We start from the raw sequence: 21,672 nt of genomic DNA, 5'->3' as shown, positions 1-21,672 counted from the left end.
TTATACATTATTTTCAGTATAGTTGAGCTTATTATTGACTAGAGTCATGCTCTCGACAGTAGGGCAAGACCTCTGCTTCAATCTGCCGCTCGAACAGGTTGTAGGGGGGCTGGGCGGTGTGCAGAGGAGCCACCTGGCGAAACCGATCCATCTGTTCGGGGGAAAAGTTGCTGACCCCAATGGCGCGGATCTTGCCCTGCTGCAGCAACTGCCCCAGAAACGCCGCCGTTTCTTCGATCGGTTCCAAGGGATCCGGCCAATGAATTTGGTAGAGATCGATCACATCTGTTTGCAAGCGGCGCAGAGAATCCTCCAGTTCTTGGGCCAAGCGAGGCAGGCTGGAGTTGCGCACCACTTTGTTGTTTGTCCACTCCAGTCCCGCTTTGGTGGCGAGAACCACCCGATCGCGGCAACCTGAGTCTTTGATCGCTTGCCCCAGCACTTCCTCCGAAACACCCAGTCCGTAGATGGGAGCGGTGTCGAAGGTGGTTATGCCCAAATCAATGGCTTTGCGAATCGTGGTGTAAGATTCCTGGCGGTCGGAAGGGCCCCACCAGCCGCCGCCCATCGCCCAAGTGCCCAGGCCCACCCGGCTCAACCTTAGCCCTGCATCTGCGAGGGTGACGAACTCCATGGCTGCTCCTGCTGAACCCCGATCCTCCCACTGTGGCCAGGGATCCTCTCCAAAAATCTAGCAGACATTGCTGACAGCAGCCGAGGTTGCGTGAACGACCCAAGCCTGTGACCGGGGTTGGAAGGAGAGGAGAGGCTTTTGACTCTGCTGTTGTAAGGAACTGAATCGATAGGATCCCATTCAAGAGCTGCAGCGTCTCTCAACCCAGAACTTTTGCGAGGAATGGCTCCATGAAGCCCACTTTTCTTGTCTCTACTGTCAGCTCCGTCGGTATGGCTCTCCTGTGGGGATCCCTTCTGGCTGGAAGGGCTGCCCAAGCGCAGGTGATCACCCCTCTTTTCCCCTCTGGAACTCCCATCCCCGTCGAACCCTTGCCCCCCAGCCCGGACATTCCCACCCTGCCCATTGTGCCGGATCCCCGGCCTGTGCCGGCAACCCCTGCTCCCCAGCGACCGCTGCCCAGGGGGAGTTTTGAGGAGATCAGCCGCTACTTCCGGGATCTCAACCGCGCCAAAAACCTGGCCCGCCAAGCTGCCGAGATCGCCAATGGGGGCCTGCAGCGCTATCGCGCCGAAGCTTCCATGCACGGGGCAGCCATCGACTCGCCGTTTGAAGAGTTTGAAGATGCTTGGATCTTCACCTTCCGGGGGGGAGAGCCCGGCTTTGTCCAGCCCAGCATTGAAACCCAGGTGCGGGTGGACAGGCGCACCTTTCAAACCACCATCCTCTACAACGGCCCCATCCGCTCCCGCCGCTGACGGCAGCCTGGGATCCCTGCCATCCTTGGCATAATCAGAAAAGGGCGAGGGATCCGGGGTATGACCAAGTTTGTCTTCGTCACCGGTGGAGTGGTCTCCAGCATCGGCAAAGGCATTGTGGCGGCTAGCTTGGGTCGCCTGCTCAAATCCCGCAACTACACGGTGTCGATTTTGAAGCTGGATCCCTACATCAATGTGGATCCCGGCACCATGAGCCCCTACCAGCATGGGGAAGTGTTTGTTACCGACGATGGCGCCGAGACGGACTTGGACTTGGGCCACTACGAGCGCTTCACCGACACCAACATGTCCAAGCTCAACAACGTTACCACCGGCGCCATCTACCAGGCGGTGATCCACAAAGAGCGGCGCGGCGATTACCAGGGCAGCACGGTGCAGGTGATCCCCCACGTCACCCAAGAGATCAAAGAGCGGATCCGGCGAGTGGCCCGCGAGACCAACCCCGATGTGGTGCTGGTGGAGGTGGGGGGCACGGTGGGGGATATCGAGTCTCTGCCCTTTTTGGAGGCCATCCGCCAATTTCGCAAGGACGTGGGCCGCGCCAATGTCGCCTATGTGCATGTCACCCTGGTGCCCCTGATCAAAGCGGCAGGGGAGATGAAAACCAAGCCTACCCAGCACTCGGTCAAGGAGCTGCGCTCCATTGGTATCCAGCCGGACGTGTTGGTGTGCCGCTGCGAACAGCCATTGCCCCGCGGGATCAAGGAGAAGATCTCCGAGTTTTGCGATGTGCCGGTGGAATGTGTGATTCAGGCTCAGGATGCCCCCAGTATCTACGATGTGCCTTTGGTGCTCGAGCAGGAGGGGTTGGCGCAGCGGGTTTTGGAGATCCTCAACCTGGATCCGCAGCAGCCAGATCTACGGGAGTGGGAGCTCCTGGTGCAGCGGCTGCACCACCCCCAAGAGCAGGTGGAGATTGCCATTGTCGGCAAATACGTGCGCCTTACGGATGCCTATCTTTCCGTGGCCGAGGCCCTGCGCCATGCTGGGCTAGCCCTCAATGCCGGCGTCACGCTGCGCTGGATCTCTTCTGAGGAAGTCGAGGAGCGGGGGCCGGAAGCCCTACTGGCTGGTGTGGATGGGGTAGTGGTGCCGGGGGGGTTTGGCAATCGCGGCATCGAGGGCAAGGTGGCTACCATCCGCTACGTGCGGGAGCAAGGCATTCCCTTCCTAGGGCTGTGTCTGGGCATGCAGTGCGCGGTGATCGACTGGGGATGTCACATTGCCCACCTGGAGCGGGCCAACAGCTACGAGTTTGACCCCGATACCCCCCACCCGGTGATCAGCCTCTTGCCGGAGCAGAAAGATGTGGAAGATCTGGGAGGAACCCTGCGGCTGGGCCTCTATCCCTGTCGCATCATGCCCAATACCCTAGCGGCCAAGCTCTACGGTGAGGCCATCATCTACGAGCGGCACCGCCATCGCTATGAGTTTAACAATGCCTACCGCAGCCTTTTTCTGGACTCTGGTTATATCATCAGCGGAGTCTCGCCGGATAACCGCTTGGTGGAGATTATCGAGCTGCCCAGCCACCCCTTTTTCATCGCCACCCAGTTCCATCCGGAGTTTCGCTCCCGCCCCAACCGCCCCCACCCCCTCTTTTTGGGGTTGATCGAAGCTGTCCTGCGCAGCCGCCCTCAGCCTCACCCCCTGCAGTTGCAGAAGATGGGCTAGTTGACAGATCCCTTGTCCAAAAGTGGGGGCACGCCTCTGGTCCTGGTTCTGCAGAGCTTTGCTGAACATAAACTGCTGCGGAATCCTGGGTTTCGCCTGTGGAGCAGCCGTGGCCTACTGCCTAAAACGAGGTCATCCAATCTGCCAAAATTTCCTGTCGGCGTGGATGGCGCAGTTTGCGCATGGCTCGTGCTTGAATTTGTCGGACGCGCTCTCGAGACAGGCCGAAGAGCTGACCAATTTCGGAGAGAGTGTGCAGGTGGCCATCTTTCAGCCCATAGCGGAGCTTGAGGATTTCTTGCTCTCGGGGGCTGAGCTGCTCCAGCATTTCTTCCAGTTGGGCAGACAGCAGGTGCAAGTCCATTTGCGATTCGGGAGTGGGGCCGTTGGCGGCCTCGATAAGCTGCATCAGCTCCCTATCCTCCTCTTTGCCGACCGGAGTATGCAGCGAAAGAGTTTGGCGACCGGCTTCCAAGAGGGTTAAGAGAGCGTCCAGCTTGTCGGGGGAAATCTCCAGAGCTTTGGCAATCTCTGCTTGGGTGGGGCGACGGTTTAGGGCTTCGGTCAGATCTCGCCGGATCCGCTTCACCTGGTTGAGCTTTTCTACCATGTGCACCGGGATCCGCACCAGGCGCCCCTGATTGGCAACGGCGCGGGTGATCCCTTGGCGAATCCACCAGTAGGCGTAGGTGGAAAACTTGTAGCCGCGTTCGCACTCAAATTTTTCTGCGGCCCGGATCAGGCCGATGGTGCCTTCTTGAATCAAATCCAGAAACGGCACACCGCGATTTAAGTACTTTTTGGCAATCGAGACCACCAAGCGCAGGTTGGCCCTAACCAATTCCCGTTTCGCCCGTTCCCTGGCAGCTCCCCCCTCTGCAATCAGCCGTCCCAATTTCACTTCCTGCTCGGCACTGAGGAGTGGGTAGCGAGCCATTTCCCGCAAAAATATGCCCACCGAGTCCTCCGACAGCGAGGCTTGAGTTGCCCGGCTGCCGGGTTTGCTGAGCCGTACCTCAACCCGTTTCGGTGGGGGGGGACAATTCTGAACAGCTACATTCGTCCCATTTGGTTGAGATTTCAAGATTTCATACAAACTCAAGCTCAAGTTCACAAGCGGGTGTTAAGAACTTTACTCAGTACAGGATGGAGGCGGCTAACCTTTCAGCAAACCCAACTTCCTTCAGGGATCCCTGCAGACACAGGGCAGAGATCTCGCCGGATTTCAAGAGGCTACTCGATTTCTCTAGGTTCAGACTTCAGCTTTTGCTAAGGTGGGGCGCAGACTAAACACTTCCGTGATGGTAACGGTCAGCATCCGGTAGGATTGTTAAACTGACTACAGAGTTGACCTTGTTTTGCAGTGCACCATGCCACGCCAACGGAAGAAATCGGATTTGCCCAGCAAAATTTGTCTTACCTGTCAGCGACCCTTCACCTGGCGCAAAAAGTGGGCCGACTGTTGGTCGGAGGTGAAATACTGTTCCGAGCGGTGTCGCAATCATCGCCCCAAGGGATCCCTGCCTGCTTCCCGGCAAGACGGTTGGGACGGATAATGTTGTCTCAGGATCAGGACATAAGGGTTTGGATCTGTCGGGGTTGGCGATGCGGTTTCTCAAGTGGCTGTTGCACAATCCCCACGAGACAGAAGAGGAGGATCCCTTTTTGCGGGCCATCACCCGCCTGGAAAGCCTGATCTCGAAGCTACTGTCAATTTTGATGATCGGGCTAATCGTAGTAGCAGTGGTGGACTTGGCCCGGTTCTTGGTGGCAGATTTGTTGACCGAGCCAACTGGGTTTTTCTCCACCACTTTAATCGAGATCTTCGGCCTCTTTTTAAATATTCTGATTGCGCTGGAAATTCTGGAGAACATTACCGCCTACTTGCAAAAGCAGGTGGTGCAGGTGGAGCTGGTAATCGTCACCTCTTTGATCGCGGTGGCCCGCAAGATCATCATTTTCGATTTCGAGAAGCTGGGGGGGTTGGAGCTCATTGGCTTGGGGGCAGCGACGTTGGCCCTCTCGGTAAGTTATTGGCTGGTGCGGCGGGCCAAGTCTCCATCCAAGTCCGGGGAAGATTAAGCTCGGACAGAATCCTGGTACGATGGGGATGGAGCTTTCCTGCAAGAATTGTGCGTGCGCGATCTAAGTTGGCCAGCCTGGTGAAGTTAGCTGTGCTGATGGTGGTGCTTTGGGTGGGGTTGAGTGCTCTCCCTGTTTTGGCCCGCCCGCATTCTTCTCGCGATTTGCTCCTGGCACAACACTTGGGCAAACCCGTGAAAACCTACAACAATCCCCCCCCGATGGTGATCGACCCGGCCAAGTCCTACACGGCCACGATGGAGACCACCGCCGGCACAATGGTTCTGGAGCTGTTCCCGCAAGAAGCTCCCCTGGCCGTCAACAATTTCGTCTTTCTGGCCAACGATCACTTTTACGATGGCGTCATCTTTCACCGCGTGATCCGCGGCTTCATGATCCAAGGCGGGGATCCCACGGGTACAGGGCGGGGTGGGCCGGGGTACCGCTTTCCCGATGAGCCGGTGCAACGTCCCTACAGCCGTGGCACTTTGGCGATGGCCAACGCCGGCCCCAACACCAATGGCAGCCAGTTCTTCATCATGCATGCCGACTACCCGCTGCCGCCCAACTACACGATCTTTGGGCAATTGATCGAGGGAGAGGATGTGTTGGATAAAATTGCAACTGCGCCCACCGGCCCCCAGGATCGCCCGCTGAATCCAGTGGAGATCCAGTCCGTTCGTATCTCGGAATCCAATTAGGTTGGGCCACTCCGGTGGAACAGTTTGGTTGAATTAACTTGGCCTCTGGCCCCATTTTTGCAACTTGCCCTCAGGGGGACTCAGGTATGGAGTTCGCTAGGCCCCGGCGAATGTCCCCCCGCATTCTGGTTCTGGATTTTGATGGTGTGCTCTGCGATGGGCGGGCGGAGTATTTTGCCTCTTCCTGCCGCGTTTGTGCTCAGGTGTGGGGCTTGGCTCCTGCTCAGCTAGAGCCGCTGCGTCCTGCTTTTGACCGTCTGCGCCCGCTGATCGAGACCGGCTGGGAGATGCCTCTGTTGTTGTGGGGGCTACAGGAAGGGATCCGGGAGGAAGACTTGCGCCAAGACTGGCCCAGCTGGCGGCAGCGGTTGTTGCAGCAGTCAGGGATCCCTGCCCTCTCTCTAATCCAAGCGTTGGATCGGGTGCGGGATCGTTGGATTGAAGAGGATCTGCAGGGGTGGCTGGGGCTACACCGCTTTTATCCGGGGGTGGCGGCTTGGCTACGCCAGGTTCAGGCTGCAGGGGAGCCGCGCTTGGCCATCCTCAGCACCAAAGAGGGGCGGTTTATCCAGCAGCTCTTGGGTCGAGCAGGGATCCAACTGCCGCGCCACCGCATTCTGGGCAAGGAAGTGCGCGCCCCCAAAGCCACTACCCTCCAGCGGCTGCTTGCTGCTGCCCAAGTGCCACCCGCTGAGCTGTGGTTTGTGGAGGATCGCCTGCAGACGCTGCGCCAGGTGCAGACGGTGCCGGAGCTGGAGCAGGTTCTCTTGTTTTTGGCCGACTGGGGCTACAACCTGCCGGAGGAAAGGGAAGAAGTCGCGCGGGATCCCCGTCTCCATTTGCTCAGCCTGGAACAGCTTTGCCAGCCCTTTGACCGTTGGATTGCCCCTTCTCCCCCGCCGCGCTTTTCTATCAGTCCCGCCAGCTCGGAAGACTTGAGCCAGGCTCGGCCCACCCCTGGCCGGAAACGCCCGGAAGCCGGTTTGGCCTCTCTGGTGCTGACCTTGGTGGAGCTGTTGCGGCAGTTGATGGAGGCGCAGGTGGTGCGGCAAATGGAGGCCGAGCGCCTTTCTGCAGAGCAGATTGAGCGGGCCGGCAGCAGCCTACAAGCCTTGCGGGAGCAAATTCGACAAATCTGCAGCCTGTTGGAGATCGACCCAGCGGATTTGAACCTGGAGCTCGGAGATCTGGGCACCCTCCTGCCCCGCCAGGGGGACTACTACCCCGGACAACCCCACCGCGAGGGATCCGTGCTGGAACTCTTGGATCGCCTGATCCACACCGGCATCGTCATCGATGGGGAGATCGACCTGGGGCTGGCGGACTTGGATCTGATCCACGCCCGCCTGAAGTTGGTGCTCACCTCCAGCGCCAAGCTCTACTGAGCCCGTGGATTGAGAGTGCTGATGGAGACGATTGGGAGAAGAGATGCCAGAAGCGGGGAGAGAGACCAGAAATCGCGGTATGCTGGCTGTGGATCCCCTTAATCTCTCTTCATAGTCTTCTCCTATGGATGTCTTTGCCCCAACCGGAAACCTGTATGCCGGTGCCATTTGGCCGGAAGTGGTGGTTACCCTCACCCTCTTGCTCGTCTTGGTGGTGGATTTAATCGGCGGGTCGGCGGCACGCAAAAGTCTTCCGGCCCTCTCCATCTTTGGCTTGATCGGGGCCTTGGTGACCTTGGTGTTGCAGTGGCAGCAGCCCCAGTTGGAGAGCTTCTTGGGCAGCTTTGCAGCGGATCCCGTCAGCATTCTCTTCCGTGGCCTGGTGGTGGGGACGGCGGTACTGACCGTGATGATGGCGGAGCGCTACATCTCTCAGTCCGGAGCGCCCACAGGCGAGTTTTATGTGTTGCTGCTCACGGCCACCTTGGGGGGCATGTTCCTCTCCGGGGCGACGGACTTGATCCTAGTGTTTGTATCTTTAGAAACGCTGGGCATCGCCAGCTACCTGATGGCCGGCTATACCAAGCGGGATCCCCGTTCTTCGGAGGCAGCCCTGAAATATCTCTTGATCGGGGCCAGCAGCACGGCCATTTTCCTCTACGGCATGTCCCTACTCTATGGCCTTTCGGGCGGGCAAACGAAGCTGGAAGCCATCGCCTCATCCATGGGGGATGCCGGTTTGGCAGGGATCATCGCTTTGGTGCTCTGCATTGGTGGTATCGGGTTTAAGTTGGCGGCAGTGCCCTTTCACCAGTGGACTCCTGATGTCTACGAGGGATCCCCAACGCCGGTGGTGGCCTTTTTGTCGGTGGGATCCAAAGCGTCAGGCTTTGCCTTGGCGGTGCGCTTTCTGGCCACCGTGTTTCCGGCCATGACGGAAGAGTGGCGGGCGGTGCTCTCGGTGCTGGCCATTTTGACCATGGTGCTGGGGAACGTGGTGGCGATTGCCCAAACCCGCCTCAAACGGCTGCTGGCCTATTCTTCCATCGGTCAGGCGGGCTTTGTTTTGATCGGCTTGGTGGCGGGCACTGAGGCCGGCTATGCCAGCTTGATCTTCTACTTGATGGTCTATTTGGTCATGAACTTGGGGGCCTTTTTGTGCATCACCCTGTTCAGCCTGAAGACCGGCACCGACGAAATCAACGAGTACAGCGGCCTCTACCAGAAGGATCCCTTCCTCACCCTGTGCTTGAGCATTTGTCTGCTCTCGTTGGGTGGATTGCCCCCTCTGGCGGGCTTCTTCGGCAAGCTGTATCTGTTCTGGGCCGGTTGGCAGGCGGGGGCCTATACCTTGGTGTTGGTGGGGTTGGTCACCAGCGTCATCTCCATCTACTACTACGTGCGGGTGGTGAAAACCATCGTGGTGAAAGAGCCGCAGGAGATGTCGGTTTCGGTGCGGAATTACCCTGAGACCAACTGGCAGGCGGAAGGCATGCAGGCTCTGCGGGTGGGCCTGGTGTTCACTTTGGTGGCCACCATCTTTGCCGGGATCCTCTCCAATCCCCTCTTTACCCTCTCCATCCAGGCAGTGGAGCAAAGCCCGTTCTTGGGGTTCCCAGCCGCACAAGCCTTCCTTCCAGAGTCGGCAAGACTTCAGGTGGCAGTCGAGGGATCCCTGGGTTCCTCTCCTCAAGCTGGCGAAGGCTAGTTTTTGAGATGCTCTCCATCCCGAGGTTTTAAAAAGCGACGCTCGGCAGCGCGCGCTTCAGTTGTGCAGATATGGTCATTTCTCCCTCTGGAAGAAGGGCTGCAGCGCGAAACACCTGGGGAGCGTCTCAACCTAGTCTCAATCTAATTTGAACTAATTTGAAAGGACTCTAATCCAGAAGAGGGTCTCCCCACCCCAAAGGGATCCGGGATCTCTTCAAGGCCTCCGCATTAGCGCCCACCGATTACAGCAATGTAGTTGGTCACCCATTCGTAGTAGGGCACACATCCCTCACGCGGCCATCAGGGTGCGATCACAGCGCATGATGCCCCAGGGAATCAAATGCCCTCTAAGCTGACGTTGAGAAAGCGGGCAATCTCGGCTGCCTGGTTTTCGATCTCCGTCAGGGGAGGTGGCTGGCCTACGCCGGTGAGGGGGATGTCGCCACGTCCTTTCACCCGCAAGTAGATGGCTCGGCGGGGGTTAAGCCCCTCTCGCAGCTCCACCCGTAAGCTTTGCACATCGGCAAAGTCATACTCCAGGCGGACTTCACGGTTTTTGCCCGGAAAGCCCTGGCGCACCAGCGTTATCTTTTGCGTGCGCCGGTCGAACTCGTTGTAGCCGCCTCCCAAGTTCCAATACAAACTCAGCCACTGGTATAGCCCCGCCAGGGATCCGAGCACCCCGTAAAAGAGCATGGCAATGCCCTGGGGAATAAACACCAGGCTGGCGGGATCGGAAAAGGGGAGCAAATTGCGGTGGAGATAGCTGGAAAGGCCGGCCAAGGTAAAGCCCAGCCCTCCCCCCGTCAGCGCCACCGCCCAAAAGTACACGCTGGGCCGCCGCGACCCAATCACGGTGTAGCGCAGCAGATCGGCAGAACGGATTTCAGGAACAATGGCGGACACAGTTGGGATCCCTGCAGGTTTTCCAAGGCTGGCTTCCCCCATTCTATAGGCTATGGGCGGCAAGGGTTTTCCCCAGCAGAGGGGCGCTCAGGGGACTGGCAAGAGCTAGAGCCGCCTGGGGAATGGGGGCGGAAGTCCTCTGCGCTGTACAGCCCCTCTCCCGAAGGGAGTTAGGGATAGTTTTTATTGTTATGGCTCCTTTTGCTCCTTGTAAGAGCCGTAGCAGGGATCCCTGCTGAGGTTCTGAGGCGTTCTATCTGCTGACAGAGCCCAACAGCATACGCCAATGGGATCCCTCTCACCTCAGGGTTGGGTTTGGCGTGGGGTAACGATCCTGCCCTCCCCTGGGGCAACTTCCGAGGAACGGGGGCGGGCCGGCGCAGAGGGCTCATCAACGGCATTCGAGGGAGAGGCAGGGTTGGGATCCGGCTCGGGAGAAGCCGTCTGCTCCGGTTCTGCGGCAGGGGGAGAAGGCTGAGGCTCAGGGGTTGGGTCTGGCAAGGCTGGCGGCTGGGGTATGGCGTCTTGGGCCGTTCGTTCCCCAAAAGCCGACAGGGCGATGGCAGCTTCCCCGCGGCTGACCGGCTCGAAGGGGTTGAAGGTGCGGATGGGGCCAAAGGTGCGCAGCACGGTGGAGGCATTCTCCAGACTGCGATCGGCTACCAGAGCAGGAATGGCTTCAGGAGGAATTTGCGCCGCATCGGTGAACCCCCAGCGCTCCTCCAGCTCCGCTCGGGATCCCTTGATCTGGCCGGGAGGTAAGTCCAGAGGCACCTTCATGCGGATCAACTCTGCCCGCGACAGCAGGCTGTTGGGGCGAAACTCTCGATTGGCATCTCCGGCAATTATGCCGGCAGCTCCCAGGGCTTGAATGTAGCGAAAATGGGGATCCTCTTCCGGCACATCCAAAAAGAGGGGGCGTTCCGAGGGGGATCCCAGGCGGATTTGCCGGCTGGGCTCGTCGGCGTGGATGGCGTTGTTGGCCAACACCAGCCAACGGGCAAATTCTCCGCGACGAACGCTGCGCTGCGGCTGAAATTCGCTGCTGGAGATATCGGCAAAAACTCCCAACCGATCTAGGTATCCCACCGAACGGGCCACCAGAGATCCGGGCTCCAAGTCTGTAAAGCGGCTGCTGTCCTGGCTGGGCAGAGGTGAAGAGGGGGCGGGAGCAGTGGGGATCGAGATAGAGGGTGGGATGGATCCCGGCAAAGGTTGAGGCGAGGGAGATGCCGGCAGCTCAGGTTGGGCTGTGGGCGGGCCCACTGGGCGTACAGCGCGCTCCAGCCGTTCTCCCCACTCGGTTCCCTGACAGGCCGACAACAGCCAGAGCAGCGGAATAAGGCTGCCGAGCTTGAGCCAGGGGCCAGGCCGCATAGGTTTAGACTGATGATGCACCGCTCTACCTTTCTCTATTGGGCCCATTTGCGGCTGAACTCCTCCAGCACATCCAGCAGGTTAAGCAGGCTTTGCATCGGCAGGAGATCGGCCAGGGGCAATTCTTTGCGCCCACCCCCCACTTTCACCGGGATCCCTTGCAAGATCTCTGTGACGGCGTCCTCATCCACCTTGCCTGCCATCACCTGGGGTGCCAGTCGCTCCGCCAAAAGGGTATGCAGGTGGGCATCGCGCAGGTAAAGATGCCAGCGGGCCACATCGATGTAAACTTCCTTGCCAATGGCAGCGGCCAATTGCTCAATTTCTGGGTTGCTGGGCACTTTGGCCATCCCTCAGCTCCGTTGGTGGTTGCGTCTGCCCCTCCCTCAGATCATAACCCGAACCCAAGGACTCCTCAGGGAGGGCTGGCAGCAGAGCGGTCGGGTAGAGGTAGGGCGAAGTTCTCTTGCAGCTGCCGCAGCATCAACAGGTGTTCCAGAGCTAGGCGATCCCGTTCTGTCCGCAACTGGCTCAGTTGGGCCTGAATTTGGCGGATATCGGCCTCGTCGGAGTCCCAGGTTTGCAAAAGGCGGTAGAGGCGCTCTTGTTGGTTGGCAATTTGCCGGTTTAGGCGGGCTAGACGGCGGCTGAACTCCACATCCATTTCCTCTGCCAGCTCGGGATCCGGCAGCAGGGCCAGGCGATCCCAATGGATGCCCAGGTCGGCCAAGCTTGGCGGGGGCGGATCCAACTCCTTGAGGAGGGGGAAATCCGGAAAAAGCAATGGATCTGTTTGATCGGGGGCGGGGGGTTGAGGGCGAGCCACCGGAGGGGTGAGACGGGATCCGGGTGAAGGCAGGTTTGTGGGCTGGGGGGCAGGCTCCTGTCCACTGGGAGAGGAGTGCAACTGCTTCGGACTCCGTCCCGCCGGCGCGGACGGCGTTGCCAGATGGCTACTGCTGGGATCTGCCTGGGCCGACAGGGATCCCAGACTGCATAGCCAAAGGCAGACTCCTAGCCCACAAGCCCAGCGAACTGCTTTTTCCACCCTGCGCTCCTCAGTCTTTCTCAAGCCTGCTCAGGTCATTCCCAGCCCACCTCGGCCCTGGTCGCGTTGGCGGGGCGAGATCCACGGTTGGGGATTGTCTCAAACAAAATCGAGTAGGCATCTTGCTTTTGCCCCGGCTCGAAAAGATAGCGTTGGGCAACACGAGCAGAGGCAGGCACGATGGCCACACGCACCGGCGGATCTTCCAGCGATACCAAAGGCTGGGGATGAGACCAACGCCATCCCACCCAGCCCGCCCCTGCCAAGGCCACTACAGCCGCTGCCACCCGTCCCCAAGGGGTGCCCTTACGTTGCCGCCAGCCCAGGTTGAGCATTGGCCGCCGATCCAGCTCAGCGAACACACGGCTGATCAACAGCTCCGTCTGGATGGGATCCAAGGTGGGGGCCTTGAGATTGGCCAAACCGGCCTGCAGAGCTGCCAGTTGGCTGTACAGTTGCCGCGCCTGAGGATCGCTGGCCAGCCAATCTTCCACCTGCCGCGCTTCCTGGGACGACAATTCCCCGTCCAGGTAGGCGCTCAACTGTTCAAAGCGCTCATCCACCACCGGCAGCTCTTGCTGGGGATCCCTGGGGTCGGGGTTGGGGTTGCCGCGAACCATGGTCATTCACCATTAAGGTAGGGTTTTAGGGTGGATTGCAAGCGGGCGCGGGCGCGGGCAATGCGAGACTTAACAGTGCCCAAAGACACCCCTGTGATCTCGGCAATTTCCTCATAAGCCATCCCCTGAATTTCCCGCAGCAGGATTGTCTGGCGAAAGGCCTGCGGCAGGTCGCGGACGGCTTGGTGCAATCGCTCGTAGAACTCGCAGGTGGCGAGGTGCTCATGGGGACTGGGGCTCTCGCTGGGCAGCTCCCACTCCATCTCGCTATCCCGCATCTGAATCGGCGCATCCAGAGAAAGGGGCTGCTGCTGTCGTTTGCGCTTGCGCAGCTCGTCGTAAAACAGGTTGGTGGCGATCCGCCCCAGCCAGCTGCGAAATTTTGCCGGCTCCTGTAGGCGTTTCAGGTGGCGGTAGGCCCGGATCCAAACTTCCTGGGCCAAGTCATGCCGGTCGTGCCAGTCGGGAGCAAGATGGTAGAGCACCTTGTCCACATGGGCCTGATGGCGACGCATCAGCTCGGCAAAAGCCTCCCGATGGGGCTGGGATCCCTGCTGACAGATCAGCACCAGATCCACATCAGCGAGCTTTTCGGGCCGCACAGGCACGTTCTTCACCAAGACCGACCAGCGCTGGCCACTGATGTCGCTGAGGGCAGCATCCATAGGCATCCATAAGTTCTAACAACAACAGCGGAGGGATCCCCTCCCAGACAGAACCTCTGTTGCCCAGACGAAATGGCAGAGTTTGGGTTCCCCCCACCCTCAACCGCAGGGTAGCTCTAGAGGCTCTGAGGGCCATACCGGCAAGACTCCACAGCAAGACCACCTCCTCACTAGATCTTGGCGCACATGGCGGGGTGGTGGATTGCAGGATAGCTCTTGAGTTGGTAACTGGGCTACAGTGGGCTTGCGGTATGGTGAAACGTCCGACCCGCCATGGCTTCCGATGCTCCTGTTGCCCTTCTCTCCGAGCTCAAGGCAGTGCCAATGTTGGCCGAACTTTCGGCGACGTCCTTGCAATGGTTGGGATCCCAGGTCAAGCTGCGGGATATCCCGGCGGGACAGGCGCTCTTTATGCAAGAGGCCTGGGGCAGCGTAGTTTATCTGATCCTCGCCGGCTGGGCTAAGGTGCGGCGGGCTTTGCGGGCGCAAGACAGCACCAAAACCCTTGCCTTGCTGGGGCCGGGCGCTTGGGTGGGGGAAATGGCGGTACTGGACGAAGCTCCCCGCTCGCGAGATGTGCTGGCCCTAACCCCGCTGCGGGTGGCCGGGATCCCGGCGGCAACCTTCAAAGCACTGATGCTGCAGGAGCCGCAACTGTGCTACCAATTGGCCTGCAGCCTCTCCCGTCGCCTGCGCCTGGCCAACTTGCAGGCGGATCTCGACCAGCAGAGCCCCCCGGTGCGGGTGGTGCATACACTGGTGCAACTGGCGGAAGCTTTTGGCGAGAAGACCCCCCAGGGGATGCGCATTGTCTACCCTCCCCCCCAGGATTTGGCCGATATCAGCCAAGTTAGCCGAGAGACAGCCACGGCGGTGCTAAGCCGTCTGCAGCAGCAGGGAGTTATTCAGCCTTTGCCGGAGCAACAGTCTTTGCTGCTGATCCGGTACGCCAAACTGCTGGAGGCCACCCGTCTGCTTTAGATATTGAAGATATTGACCCATGTCTCCCCAACCGATTTCTCCCCATCCAGGACAAGAATCTGTCTGGGACTATCCGCGCCCACCTCGTCTGGAGCCCACCACAGAACTGGTGGAAGTTCTCTTCAATGGCGAGCTCATTGCCCAAAGCCGCCGTTGCTACCGCGTCCTGGAAACCAGCCACCCGCCCACCTACTACATTCCCCCCACCGACGTTCGACTGCAGTATCTCCGCCCCAGCTCTCGCACCTCTTTCTGTGAGTTCAAAGGGGCTGCCTGCTACTGGACAGTTCAGGTCGGATCCCAAACAGCCGTAGATGCCGCCTGGAGCTATCCGGATCCCAGCCCGGCGTTTTTGCCCATCCGCGACTACCTTGCCTTTTATCCAGGCCGTGTGCAGGAGTGCCGGGTAGGTGGAGAACGAGTCCGGCCTCAACCCGGAGATTTCTACGGCGGTTGGATCACCTCAAAGGTCGTAGGCCCTTTCAAAGGAGAGCCGGGTAGCTGGAACTGGTAGGGGCGGAGCAGCGATTCCCGAGGGGGGATCCCTTTTACCCACGAAAAGGACTACAGTTAAGTCGATGCGGGTAAGTTGTCCAAGGACTCCGTCCCGCTGGCACGAACAGGAGAGCGCGGACAAAAACCATGACGGTGCGGGTGCCCCTCGACTATTATCGGGTTTTGATGCTGTCGGCACGGGCAGATGAGCATCAGATTGAGCAGGCATACCGGGAGCGAATCGATCTCAAGCCGGGCGAGCGCTCCTGGCTGTCGGGGTTCTCGCCACAGGCTGTGGAAGCTCGCGCCCAGATGATCCAAGAGGCGGCTTCTGTGCTGCTGAACCCTGAGGCACGGCGAAACTACGACGAACACCTCATGCCAACGGATCCCACCTTGACGGTGGAGGAGGCGCACCTACCGGGAGTGCTGTGCTTGTATTGCGAAGCCGGAGAATACCAAGCTGCCTTGGACTTGGCTCAACATATGCTGGAGCAGGGCCACCCTGCTCGTTCCGATGCCATCTTGGCGCGGGCCATCGCTCGTCTGGAACTGGGTCGAGAAGCCTGGCAACAGGGATCCTATGAAGAGGCGGCGCGTTCCCTACAGGCGGGCTTGGCGGAGCTGGAGGAGTATCAGGCCTTTCCGCAGATGCAAGCGGAGATCCGTATCGATTTGGGCAAGCTGCGTCCCTATCGCATTTTGCAACTCCTCAGCCAAAGTGCTCCCGCCCAAGCTGGAAGACACACCGCTGATGGGAACGGGGAGCGACAGCAGGGACTGGCTCTCCTCAAAGCCATGCTGGACGAACGGGGCGGCATCGAGGGGATGGGGCAAGATGGCTCTGGCCTCAGCACCGAAGATTTCCTGCGCTTTATCCAACGGGTACGTCGCCACCTCACCCTCAAAGAACAGCAAGAGCTGTTCGAGCAGGAGGCTGAGCGTCCCTCGATGGTAGCCGCCTACCTGGCCGTGCAGGTGTTGCTGGCGGCAGGTTATCTGGAAAATCGTCCGGCCCTGGTGCGGCGTGCTCGCAGCTACCTGGCTCGTCTGGCGCAGCGGCAGGATGTGCATCTGGAGCAGGCCATCTGTAGTCTGTTGCTGGGGCAGACCGAAGACGCGCTCGCCCATCTGCGCTCCACCCAAGAAGTAGAGGCCTTGCAGTTTATCGAAGAACACTCCGCCGGTTCTCCCGACCATCTGCCGGGTCTGTGCCGCTTCACAGAAAAATGGTTTCAGGAGGAGGTGTTCCCGGAATTTCGCGGTCTGGAAGCCGCCCAAGTGACGTTGCAAGCCTACTTCGACAACCCCCAAGTACAAGCTTACCTGGACGAAATGCCCCGCCGCGAGGATCCGCCGGCGGGGATGCTCTCTCCCCAAGTCCCCCATCCCCCACCTCATTTGCCTGCCGTGGTGGGTGGCGTGCGCCCCCCTAATCCAACCCAAGAATTGCAGCGCCCCCCCACCCCTTGGCAACGGGGAGGAGTGATGCCCCCGCCAGAACCCCCGCGCCTCTCGGATTTGCCCTCCTACCGGAGCACCCCCAAGGCGGGCGTCTCTGCTCTTGCGGATGAGAGTTCTAGTGCTCCGCACCGCTGTCGCGAACGCGCCCAAGACCGTTCCCCTCAGGGGGACGGAGTCCAGGGCCTAAGGTCCGCTGGCGCGATCGGTTTGCAGGATGTGGAGCGTTACCGCCGCAGCCGCTTGGGGGGCCGTAAGCGTCCTACCTTTCCCGCTGGCGTTCGTTTGGGCTCCGCACCGCTGGCGCGAATGGCCGGGGTGGTCGGTGTGGGCATTCTCTCCCTGCTGGTCATCTGGCAAATGTTGCGGGGCCTCTTCACGCCGCCGCCGGCACCACCGCTGGAGCAACCCCAGGTGCAAATTGAGCAGCCGCCGGTTGACATATCGCTACGCGACGCCTCCGCGAACGACAATCCCGGCCAGACGGAACTCACTCCCCCGCCTGAGCTAACCGGCCCTCTGGCGGAGTGGCAAGGAGTACAACAGGTGCGGGTGGTCTCCAACGATGGCCTCAACATTCGCCAGCAACCCAGCCTGACGGGAGCCATTGTCGGGACAGCCCCACGCCAAGCCCTGCTGCGGGTGGTGGAGGTGCAGGCTGGGGAGGGACAGGTGCCCGTCTGGCTGCGCATTGAGCGAGATGGCGCGCCCGGGGGATGGGTCGCCGCCCAGTCGGGCTCCACCCGTCTGGTGGAACGGCTCTAGCTCTCCCTTGCTGCCAGCTGTTATTGCTCCGCAACGCTGCTGCGACCGCGCTACGGGGATGGAGTTCTCGGTCCCGCCCTTTTAAGGGGTATAGTCTGCTTCCTTCTCAACTGTTGTGGATATTCTGCGCAATGCCCCGCTGGGGATTTATCTGGAAGAGCCTCGCACCTGGCTACATTGCCTGGATCCGCGGGTTAAGCTGGCCTGGCTGCTCAGCTTTCTCCTCAGCCCCATTTTGGCCGGCAATGGTTGGCGCTTGGCCGTGGTGGTGGCTCTTCTGCTGCTAACTGTGGCGGCCCGTCTGCCGCGCCGGGTTTGGTCGGGCCAACTCTCCCTGGTGCTGGCCCTGAGCCTGCTCACCTTTGGGATCACCAGCTTGGCGCCGGATGGATTGGGGGTTTTTCCCCAATCGCAACGGCAGGATATGCAGGTGGTGGGCTATGGGCTGACCGGGATCCCCGCTGTTCCCGTTAGCGGTGCAGGGCACTTCGACTTGGCCGTAGAACAGGGATCCCCAGACCGTGCCTGGCGGGCGCAAACCCGTGCCTGGCAAACTCCTTATCGCTACCGCCTGGTTCAGTTTTCCCTATTGGGACGAACCTTTCAGGTCTCCCGCCGTTCTCTATCGGTGGCGCTGCGGCTGGGCACCCTCATTTTTACGTTGCTCTACGCTACCCATTTGTTTCTGTTGACCACAGCCCCCGAAGAAATTGCCGAGGGGATCGGCCAATGGTTGCAGCCTCTCAAGCGTTGGAGCTGGCCGATTGCCGAAGTAATTCTCACCCTCACCTTGGCGCTGCGCTTTCTGCCTTTGGTGATGGAAGAGGTGCAAAACTTGGCGCGGGCGGTGCGAACTCGGGATGTGCGCTGGGGATCCCTGAGTTTCCGGGGCGGGATGCAAACCCTGCTGGCCTTGGTGGAGCGCTTTTTTGAAAACTTGCTCCTGCGTGCCGAACAGACGGCTATGGCAATGCAGGCCCGTGGGCTGACCGGCCCAGACCATCCCCTGCGCTGGCACCGCCTACAACTGCGGCGGCTGGATCGCGGCCTACTGGCTCTACTGCCCCTGTTTTGGCTGCTCAGAACCTTGTCCCCCTAAGGTGACCGGCAACACAGCTTTTTCCTACCCAGGGGGATGGGGCTCGTCGCTGCCCATCGGCAGGAGCAGCCGAGAGACACAACGCCCATCGGAAGAGAGGTAAAAGGAGAGCTGGCCCCCCATCCGCTGCACCACCCGTTGACACAGGCTGAGTTCCAGACCAGGACTTACCGATAGAGGCGACTTGAGCAGAGGATCCGCGTAGATCACCTGGTTCGGATCCAACTGAAGGGCGGCCATCAGGTGAGGGTCGAAGCTGCCCTGATCCACCACCAGCAGCTCTGCATAGCCAAAGGGCTCCGCATCGCTATCGCGAACGCTGGCTTGGCTCCACAGATCCAGCCGCCCCCCTTCCGGGCTGCGCAAAATAGCGGCTGTCAACACCTCCCAGAGCACCATCTCCAGTCGTTCGGGATCCCCCTGGACGGCAATGCTCATGTCCCCATGGGCCCGCGGCCATAACTTGCGTTTTTGGGTCAGGGCCTCCACTCGGCGTAGGCTTTTGCGCACCAAGGTTGCCAAGGGCACCGACCGCAACTGCGGCTGCACCTGCCAAGTTTCCGACTGCAACAACGGCCCTGTGGAGACGGTCAGATCCCGCAGCCCTCTGCCGATCTCCACCACCTTTTGCCAGCGGGTGGCTTCGTCTCCGGGAATCTCCGGCACCTGACCCAGGCGGCGCAGGCTGTCCAGAAGGGCATTCTGCATGTCCATCAGGCGGCGGTGTTTGTACCAGTTCAACTCCCTGAGCACCTCCTGCTGCTCTTGCAAAGTTTGCATCCAGAGCAAGCGCCGCACCGTCCAGCCGCAGGTCTGGGCGATCAACATCACAGCCGCCCGCTCGTCGGGATCCCAAACCTTGCCCGCTTCTGCCCCCAAGATCAAAACTCCCAAAGCTCCCGCCTGCGAGGAGTTTGTCTCCCCCAGCGCCACCAGCAGCCAGGATCCCAGGCCGGCAGCAAAGTGCTCCGCACCGCTGACGCGACTGAGCCAAGTGCGGCTGGCAGGGGGGATCTGCTCCTGGGTGAGCGGCAGAGGTTCTGCCGACTGCAGCGCGTAGGCCAGTAGGGGATCTTGCAGGTCGATCTCGGTGGAGCCGGTCTCCGTCCCGGCAGCGGTAGTAAAAGGCCCCTGGAGCTGAGCCCGGCTTTCCCCCGGCTGCCAACTGACCACCAGCGCCAGAGGGATCCCCAGCAATTGGGCCGTCTGTCGAGTGGTAGTGGTGTACAGATCTGACAAGGTGGCCGAGTTTTGCAAGGTTAAACAAGTGGTGATCAGGCCCTTGAGCAACTGCTCTTGTCGTTGCCGGCGTTGTTCTGACCGAATTTGCCGCAGGATCACCCCCACCTGTTGGGCGATCCCCCGCAGCAGTTGCCGCTCTTCCCGGCTCCAGGCCCGTAGCTGGGGATGCAACACCAAGAGCAGCCCTTCCACAGGTGTGGTGGCGGTACCGCCGACCCCGGTGTGGGTCAGCATCAAGGAACGAACCCCTGCCAGTTCCTGCCGCCAAGAGAGCAGGCGCAGATCTTGGTCGTAGTTTTCTGCCACGACCACCTCGCTGCGCATGAGATCCTGCCAGTCCTGGTCGCTCAGAGGGCTGAGCTGCTGTGGCAAAGTCTGCTTGCCTTCCCTGCGGTACTCGTAGAAGAGGCGGGGGATGGGGCTGTCGGGATCCACCGTCAACACGGCCACTGCACCGACTTTCAGGCGCTGGGCCAGGCCGACAACGGCTTGCTGGAGAGCCTGTTGCAGCTCCGCCGGGTTGTAAAGCGAGCGGCCCACCTGTTGCACAAACTCTTGGTCATCGGCCAACTGGCGAATGCGGCGATCCAGATTTTCTAGGGGGGCAGCCAAGGCCAACCCATTGGCGGCAGCAGCTACCAACTGTCGCTCAGCGGCTTGCCAGGTACGGGGCACATCCGATTGCACCCAGATGAACCCCAGCAGATCCTTTTCCAGCAAAATCGGGGCCGCCAAAACGGCCTGGGCCCGCAACTGCTGCATCAGCTTGGGGGGAACCTCAGAGCGAGTCGTCCCTGTGCCGCCCACCACCACCTGACCATCGGCGAGGGTGTAGTACATGTCCCCCAATTCCCGCAGCGAAAGGCTGACCTCCCCTGTTGGCCCTGCTCCGACTTTAGCCCCTTTGGGAACAGGGGGCTGAGAGGACTCCGTCCCCCCGCTGTTGCCAACAGCTTTGGGGGCGCTTCCATGGGGGACGAACTGCCCCTGGCCGCGCTCGTGCCAATACACCTGAATGTGGACGGCGCCCAGGAAAGACTGTAGCTCTTGCTTCACCCAGCTGACCCGTTCCTGCAGGGATCCCGCCTGGCGCATCGCCGTTCCCAACCTCAGGAGCGGATCCTCAAGGCGCTTTTCGGTCTGCTGCTGCCAAGCGTTTTCCAACTCCTGCAGAGAGGCTGCCAACTGCCCCAGCAAAATTCCCAAGAGAGCCTTTTCGTCCTCATGGGTGGTAACCCCCCACATTTGGGATCCCAACATCAGGATCCCCAAGCAGCGCCGCCGTCCTACTGCCGTTCGCGACAGCGGGCCGTAGGCCGAGAAGGGATAAATGAAACAGCCCTGGATCCCGCCCAGTCGCCTGGCCTCCCGCTGCCAAATGCCCATGCGCGGCTCCTGAGAGAGGTCAGGCAGGCTGATCGGTCGCTGCTCGATCACCACCTGCTCCAGGATCTCCCCCGGCTGTAGAGGATGCACCGCTCGCAGTAGGGTTTGATCCTCAAGAAGGGTCACTCCCCCCTGGCCCACCAACTGGTGATTTTGATAATCGTAAAAGGCCAGCCAGACCAGCGGCGCCCCAAACACCGCCTTGACATACTCCAGCGTGAGCTGAACGAGGGTGTTGGCATCGCTCTGCTCCCGCATCTGCTGCAAGGTTGCTTGCAGGGCCACCAGGGGAGATATTGGCCCAGCTCTATCGGAATGAGGGGGAACAGACTGAACCATACCTGTGTGGAGCTATTCTGCGGGTTCCTCTGCAAGTCAATGCCCTCTCAGCCAGATCTCCGTCGGATCTGAGCCTTATTTGTTGCTGGGCAACGCTGAGGCAACAGGTGAGAAGAAGAGAGCCCGGACTTGTTGCTGTTTGGAACAACTTTGGCATACTCTCCGCCCCAAGGGGCAGGGATTCTCGACGTCGGGCGTTCGCCCCATCCTCGACGCAGTGAAAGATTTGGTTTTCATCTCTCACCCAGCCCCAGTGTAGTCTGTCTGCAGCCGTCCTTCATGGCTTCCTAACTTCCCTGGGGTTGGTCGCGGAACGCTTGGAG

20 protein-coding genes are annotated in these 21,672 nt (G+C 60.3%); 11 read left to right on the top strand and 9 right to left on the bottom strand.

From position 1 onward, the window contains the following. Positions 1 to 31: 31 nt before the first annotated feature. Positions 32 to 634, bottom strand: coding sequence for an aldo/keto reductase (locus tag NW829_RS05525; RefSeq protein ID WP_414413797.1), 603 nt, complete (start codon positions 632 to 634; stop codon positions 32 to 34). Between the two features lie 230 nt (positions 635 to 864). On the opposite strand from NW829_RS05525, the gene NW829_RS05520 reads away from it, so the two are divergent. Both NW829_RS05520 and NW829_RS05515 read left to right on the top strand, forming a co-directional pair. After that, positions 865 to 1,392, top strand: a complete 528-nt coding sequence (locus NW829_RS05520; RefSeq protein ID WP_414343236.1) for a hypothetical protein — start codon at positions 865 to 867, stop codon at positions 1,390 to 1,392. A gap of 60 nt (positions 1,393 to 1,452) precedes the next feature. Then, positions 1,453 to 3,087 carry a CTP synthase gene (locus NW829_RS05515; RefSeq protein WP_414416619.1) on the top strand — a complete coding sequence of 545 codons (1,635 nt, stop codon included), beginning with the start codon at positions 1,453 to 1,455 and terminating at the stop codon, positions 3,085 to 3,087. 121 nt (positions 3,088 to 3,208) lie between these two features. On the opposite strand, the gene NW829_RS05510 is transcribed toward NW829_RS05515, so the two are convergent. Next, positions 3,209 to 4,045, bottom strand: a complete 837-nt coding sequence (locus tag NW829_RS05510; protein WP_414412978.1) for an RNA polymerase sigma factor RpoD/SigA — start codon at positions 4,043 to 4,045, stop codon at positions 3,209 to 3,211. A 412-nt stretch (positions 4,046 to 4,457) separates the two neighbouring features. Here NW829_RS05510 and NW829_RS05505 point away from each other — a divergent pair, with 412 nt between their 5' ends. The 5 genes from NW829_RS05505 to NW829_RS05485 all read left to right on the top strand — a co-directional run bounded on the left by NW829_RS05505 (position 4,458) and on the right by NW829_RS05485 (position 8,963). After that, positions 4,458 to 4,643 (top strand): DUF2256 domain-containing protein, encoded by a 186-nt coding sequence (locus tag NW829_RS05505; RefSeq protein ID WP_041437321.1) that lies wholly within the window; start codon positions 4,458 to 4,460, stop codon positions 4,641 to 4,643. Positions 4,644 to 4,692: 49 nt separating this feature from the next. Then, on the top strand, positions 4,693 to 5,169 hold the full coding sequence (locus NW829_RS05500) for a phosphate-starvation-inducible PsiE family protein (RefSeq protein ID WP_414388089.1): 477 nt from the start codon (positions 4,693 to 4,695) through the stop codon (positions 5,167 to 5,169). Positions 5,170 to 5,390: 221 nt separating this feature from the next. Beyond that, entirely contained in the window at positions 5,391 to 5,870 is a 480-nt protein-coding gene (locus NW829_RS05495) for a peptidylprolyl isomerase (RefSeq protein WP_011433087.1), read from the top strand. 110 nt (positions 5,871 to 5,980) lie between these two features. Next, positions 5,981 to 7,255, top strand: a complete 1,275-nt coding sequence (gvpJ, locus tag NW829_RS05490; RefSeq protein ID WP_414416618.1) for a gas vesicle protein GvpJ — start codon at positions 5,981 to 5,983, stop codon at positions 7,253 to 7,255. 124 nt (positions 7,256 to 7,379) lie between these two features. Then, positions 7,380 to 8,963 (top strand): NAD(P)H-quinone oxidoreductase subunit N, encoded by a 1,584-nt coding sequence (locus NW829_RS05485; protein ID WP_414416617.1) that lies wholly within the window; start codon positions 7,380 to 7,382, stop codon positions 8,961 to 8,963. Between the two features lie 338 nt (positions 8,964 to 9,301). Here the strand turns inward: NW829_RS05485 and NW829_RS05480 are convergent, their stop codons facing one another. The 6 genes from NW829_RS05480 to NW829_RS05455 all read right to left on the bottom strand — a co-directional run bounded on the left by NW829_RS05480 (position 9,302) and on the right by NW829_RS05455 (position 13,581). Beyond that, positions 9,302 to 9,871 carry a photosystem I assembly protein Ycf4 gene (locus NW829_RS05480; RefSeq protein WP_011433078.1) on the bottom strand — a complete coding sequence of 190 codons (570 nt, stop codon included), beginning with the start codon at positions 9,869 to 9,871 and terminating at the stop codon, positions 9,302 to 9,304. 303 nt (positions 9,872 to 10,174) lie between these two features. Next, complete coding sequence (locus tag NW829_RS05475; RefSeq protein WP_414416616.1) at positions 10,175 to 11,248, bottom strand: S-layer homology domain-containing protein; 1,074 nt, start codon at positions 11,246 to 11,248, stop codon at positions 10,175 to 10,177. A gap of 35 nt (positions 11,249 to 11,283) precedes the next feature. Next, the gene (locus tag NW829_RS05470; protein WP_414357902.1) at positions 11,284 to 11,598 is read right to left on the bottom strand and encodes a DUF3181 family protein; all 315 of its coding nucleotides are present in this window, start codon (positions 11,596 to 11,598) and stop codon (positions 11,284 to 11,286) included. 65 nt (positions 11,599 to 11,663) lie between these two features. Next, the gene (locus tag NW829_RS05465; protein ID WP_414416615.1) at positions 11,664 to 12,296 is read right to left on the bottom strand and encodes a hypothetical protein; all 633 of its coding nucleotides are present in this window, start codon (positions 12,294 to 12,296) and stop codon (positions 11,664 to 11,666) included. Between the two features lie 35 nt (positions 12,297 to 12,331). Continuing rightward, positions 12,332 to 12,916 carry an anti-sigma factor family protein gene (locus NW829_RS05460; protein WP_414416614.1) on the bottom strand — a complete coding sequence of 195 codons (585 nt, stop codon included), beginning with the start codon at positions 12,914 to 12,916 and terminating at the stop codon, positions 12,332 to 12,334. 2 nt (positions 12,917 to 12,918) lie between these two features. Then, the gene (locus tag NW829_RS05455; protein ID WP_011433073.1) at positions 12,919 to 13,581 is read right to left on the bottom strand and encodes a sigma-70 family RNA polymerase sigma factor; all 663 of its coding nucleotides are present in this window, start codon (positions 13,579 to 13,581) and stop codon (positions 12,919 to 12,921) included. A gap of 273 nt (positions 13,582 to 13,854) precedes the next feature. Between NW829_RS05455 and NW829_RS05450 the strand changes: the two genes are divergently transcribed. The 4 genes from NW829_RS05450 (at position 13,855) to NW829_RS05435 (ending at position 18,382) form a co-directional block, all read left to right on the top strand. Beyond that, positions 13,855 to 14,562, top strand: coding sequence for a Crp/Fnr family transcriptional regulator (locus NW829_RS05450; RefSeq protein ID WP_414416613.1), 708 nt, complete (start codon positions 13,855 to 13,857; stop codon positions 14,560 to 14,562). Positions 14,563 to 14,581: 19 nt separating this feature from the next. Beyond that, positions 14,582 to 15,076 (top strand): DUF427 domain-containing protein, encoded by a 495-nt coding sequence (locus NW829_RS05445; RefSeq protein WP_011433071.1) that lies wholly within the window; start codon positions 14,582 to 14,584, stop codon positions 15,074 to 15,076. 128 nt (positions 15,077 to 15,204) lie between these two features. Then, complete coding sequence (locus NW829_RS05440; protein ID WP_414416612.1) at positions 15,205 to 17,283, top strand: SH3 domain-containing protein; 2,079 nt, start codon at positions 15,205 to 15,207, stop codon at positions 17,281 to 17,283. A 115-nt stretch (positions 17,284 to 17,398) separates the two neighbouring features. Next, positions 17,399 to 18,382, top strand: coding sequence for an energy-coupling factor transporter transmembrane component T family protein (locus NW829_RS05435; RefSeq protein ID WP_414413557.1), 984 nt, complete (start codon positions 17,399 to 17,401; stop codon positions 18,380 to 18,382). Between the two features lie 24 nt (positions 18,383 to 18,406). Here the strand turns inward: NW829_RS05435 and NW829_RS05430 are convergent, their stop codons facing one another. Then, positions 18,407 to 21,349 (bottom strand): GAF domain-containing protein, encoded by a 2,943-nt coding sequence (locus NW829_RS05430; RefSeq protein WP_414416611.1) that lies wholly within the window; start codon positions 21,347 to 21,349, stop codon positions 18,407 to 18,409. Positions 21,350 to 21,672 lie beyond the last annotated feature (323 nt).

It is taken from the genome of Synechococcus sp. R55.8, assembly GCF_047461895.1.
In the GTDB taxonomy this organism is placed as follows: domain Bacteria; phylum Cyanobacteriota; class Cyanobacteriia; order Thermostichales; family Thermostichaceae; genus Thermostichus.
The sequence above is the reverse complement of the archived record's forward strand: the minus strand, read 5'-3'. Positions and strand labels throughout refer to the sequence as shown.

Coding starts and splice junctions, on each gene's coding strand:
- NW829_RS05525 (WP_414413797.1), bottom strand. CDS start 634: ATGGAGTTCGTCACCCTCGCAGATGCAGGGCTAAGGTTGAGCCGGGTG.
- NW829_RS05520 (WP_414343236.1), top strand. CDS start 865: ATGAAGCCCACTTTTCTTGTCTCTACTGTCAGCTCCGTCGGTATGGCT.
- NW829_RS05515 (WP_414416619.1), top strand. CDS start 1,453: ATGACCAAGTTTGTCTTCGTCACCGGTGGAGTGGTCTCCAGCATCGGC.
- NW829_RS05505 (WP_041437321.1), top strand. CDS start 4,458: ATGCCACGCCAACGGAAGAAATCGGATTTGCCCAGCAAAATTTGTCTT.
- NW829_RS05500 (WP_414388089.1), top strand. CDS start 4,693: ATGCGGTTTCTCAAGTGGCTGTTGCACAATCCCCACGAGACAGAAGAG.
- NW829_RS05495 (WP_011433087.1), top strand. CDS start 5,391: ATGGTGATCGACCCGGCCAAGTCCTACACGGCCACGATGGAGACCACC.
- gvpJ (WP_414416618.1), top strand. CDS start 5,981: ATGTCCCCCCGCATTCTGGTTCTGGATTTTGATGGTGTGCTCTGCGAT.
- NW829_RS05485 (WP_414416617.1), top strand. CDS start 7,380: ATGGATGTCTTTGCCCCAACCGGAAACCTGTATGCCGGTGCCATTTGG.
- NW829_RS05475 (WP_414416616.1), bottom strand. CDS start 11,248: ATGCGGCCTGGCCCCTGGCTCAAGCTCGGCAGCCTTATTCCGCTGCTC.
- NW829_RS05470 (WP_414357902.1), bottom strand. CDS start 11,598: ATGGCCAAAGTGCCCAGCAACCCAGAAATTGAGCAATTGGCCGCTGCC.
- NW829_RS05460 (WP_414416614.1), bottom strand. CDS start 12,916: ATGGTTCGCGGCAACCCCAACCCCGACCCCAGGGATCCCCAGCAAGAG.
- NW829_RS05455 (WP_011433073.1), bottom strand. CDS start 13,581: ATGGATGCTGCCCTCAGCGACATCAGTGGCCAGCGCTGGTCGGTCTTG.
- NW829_RS05450 (WP_414416613.1), top strand. CDS start 13,855: ATGGCTTCCGATGCTCCTGTTGCCCTTCTCTCCGAGCTCAAGGCAGTG.
- NW829_RS05445 (WP_011433071.1), top strand. CDS start 14,582: ATGTCTCCCCAACCGATTTCTCCCCATCCAGGACAAGAATCTGTCTGG.
- NW829_RS05440 (WP_414416612.1), top strand. CDS start 15,205: ATGACGGTGCGGGTGCCCCTCGACTATTATCGGGTTTTGATGCTGTCG.
- NW829_RS05430 (WP_414416611.1), bottom strand. CDS start 21,349: ATGGTTCAGTCTGTTCCCCCTCATTCCGATAGAGCTGGGCCAATATCT.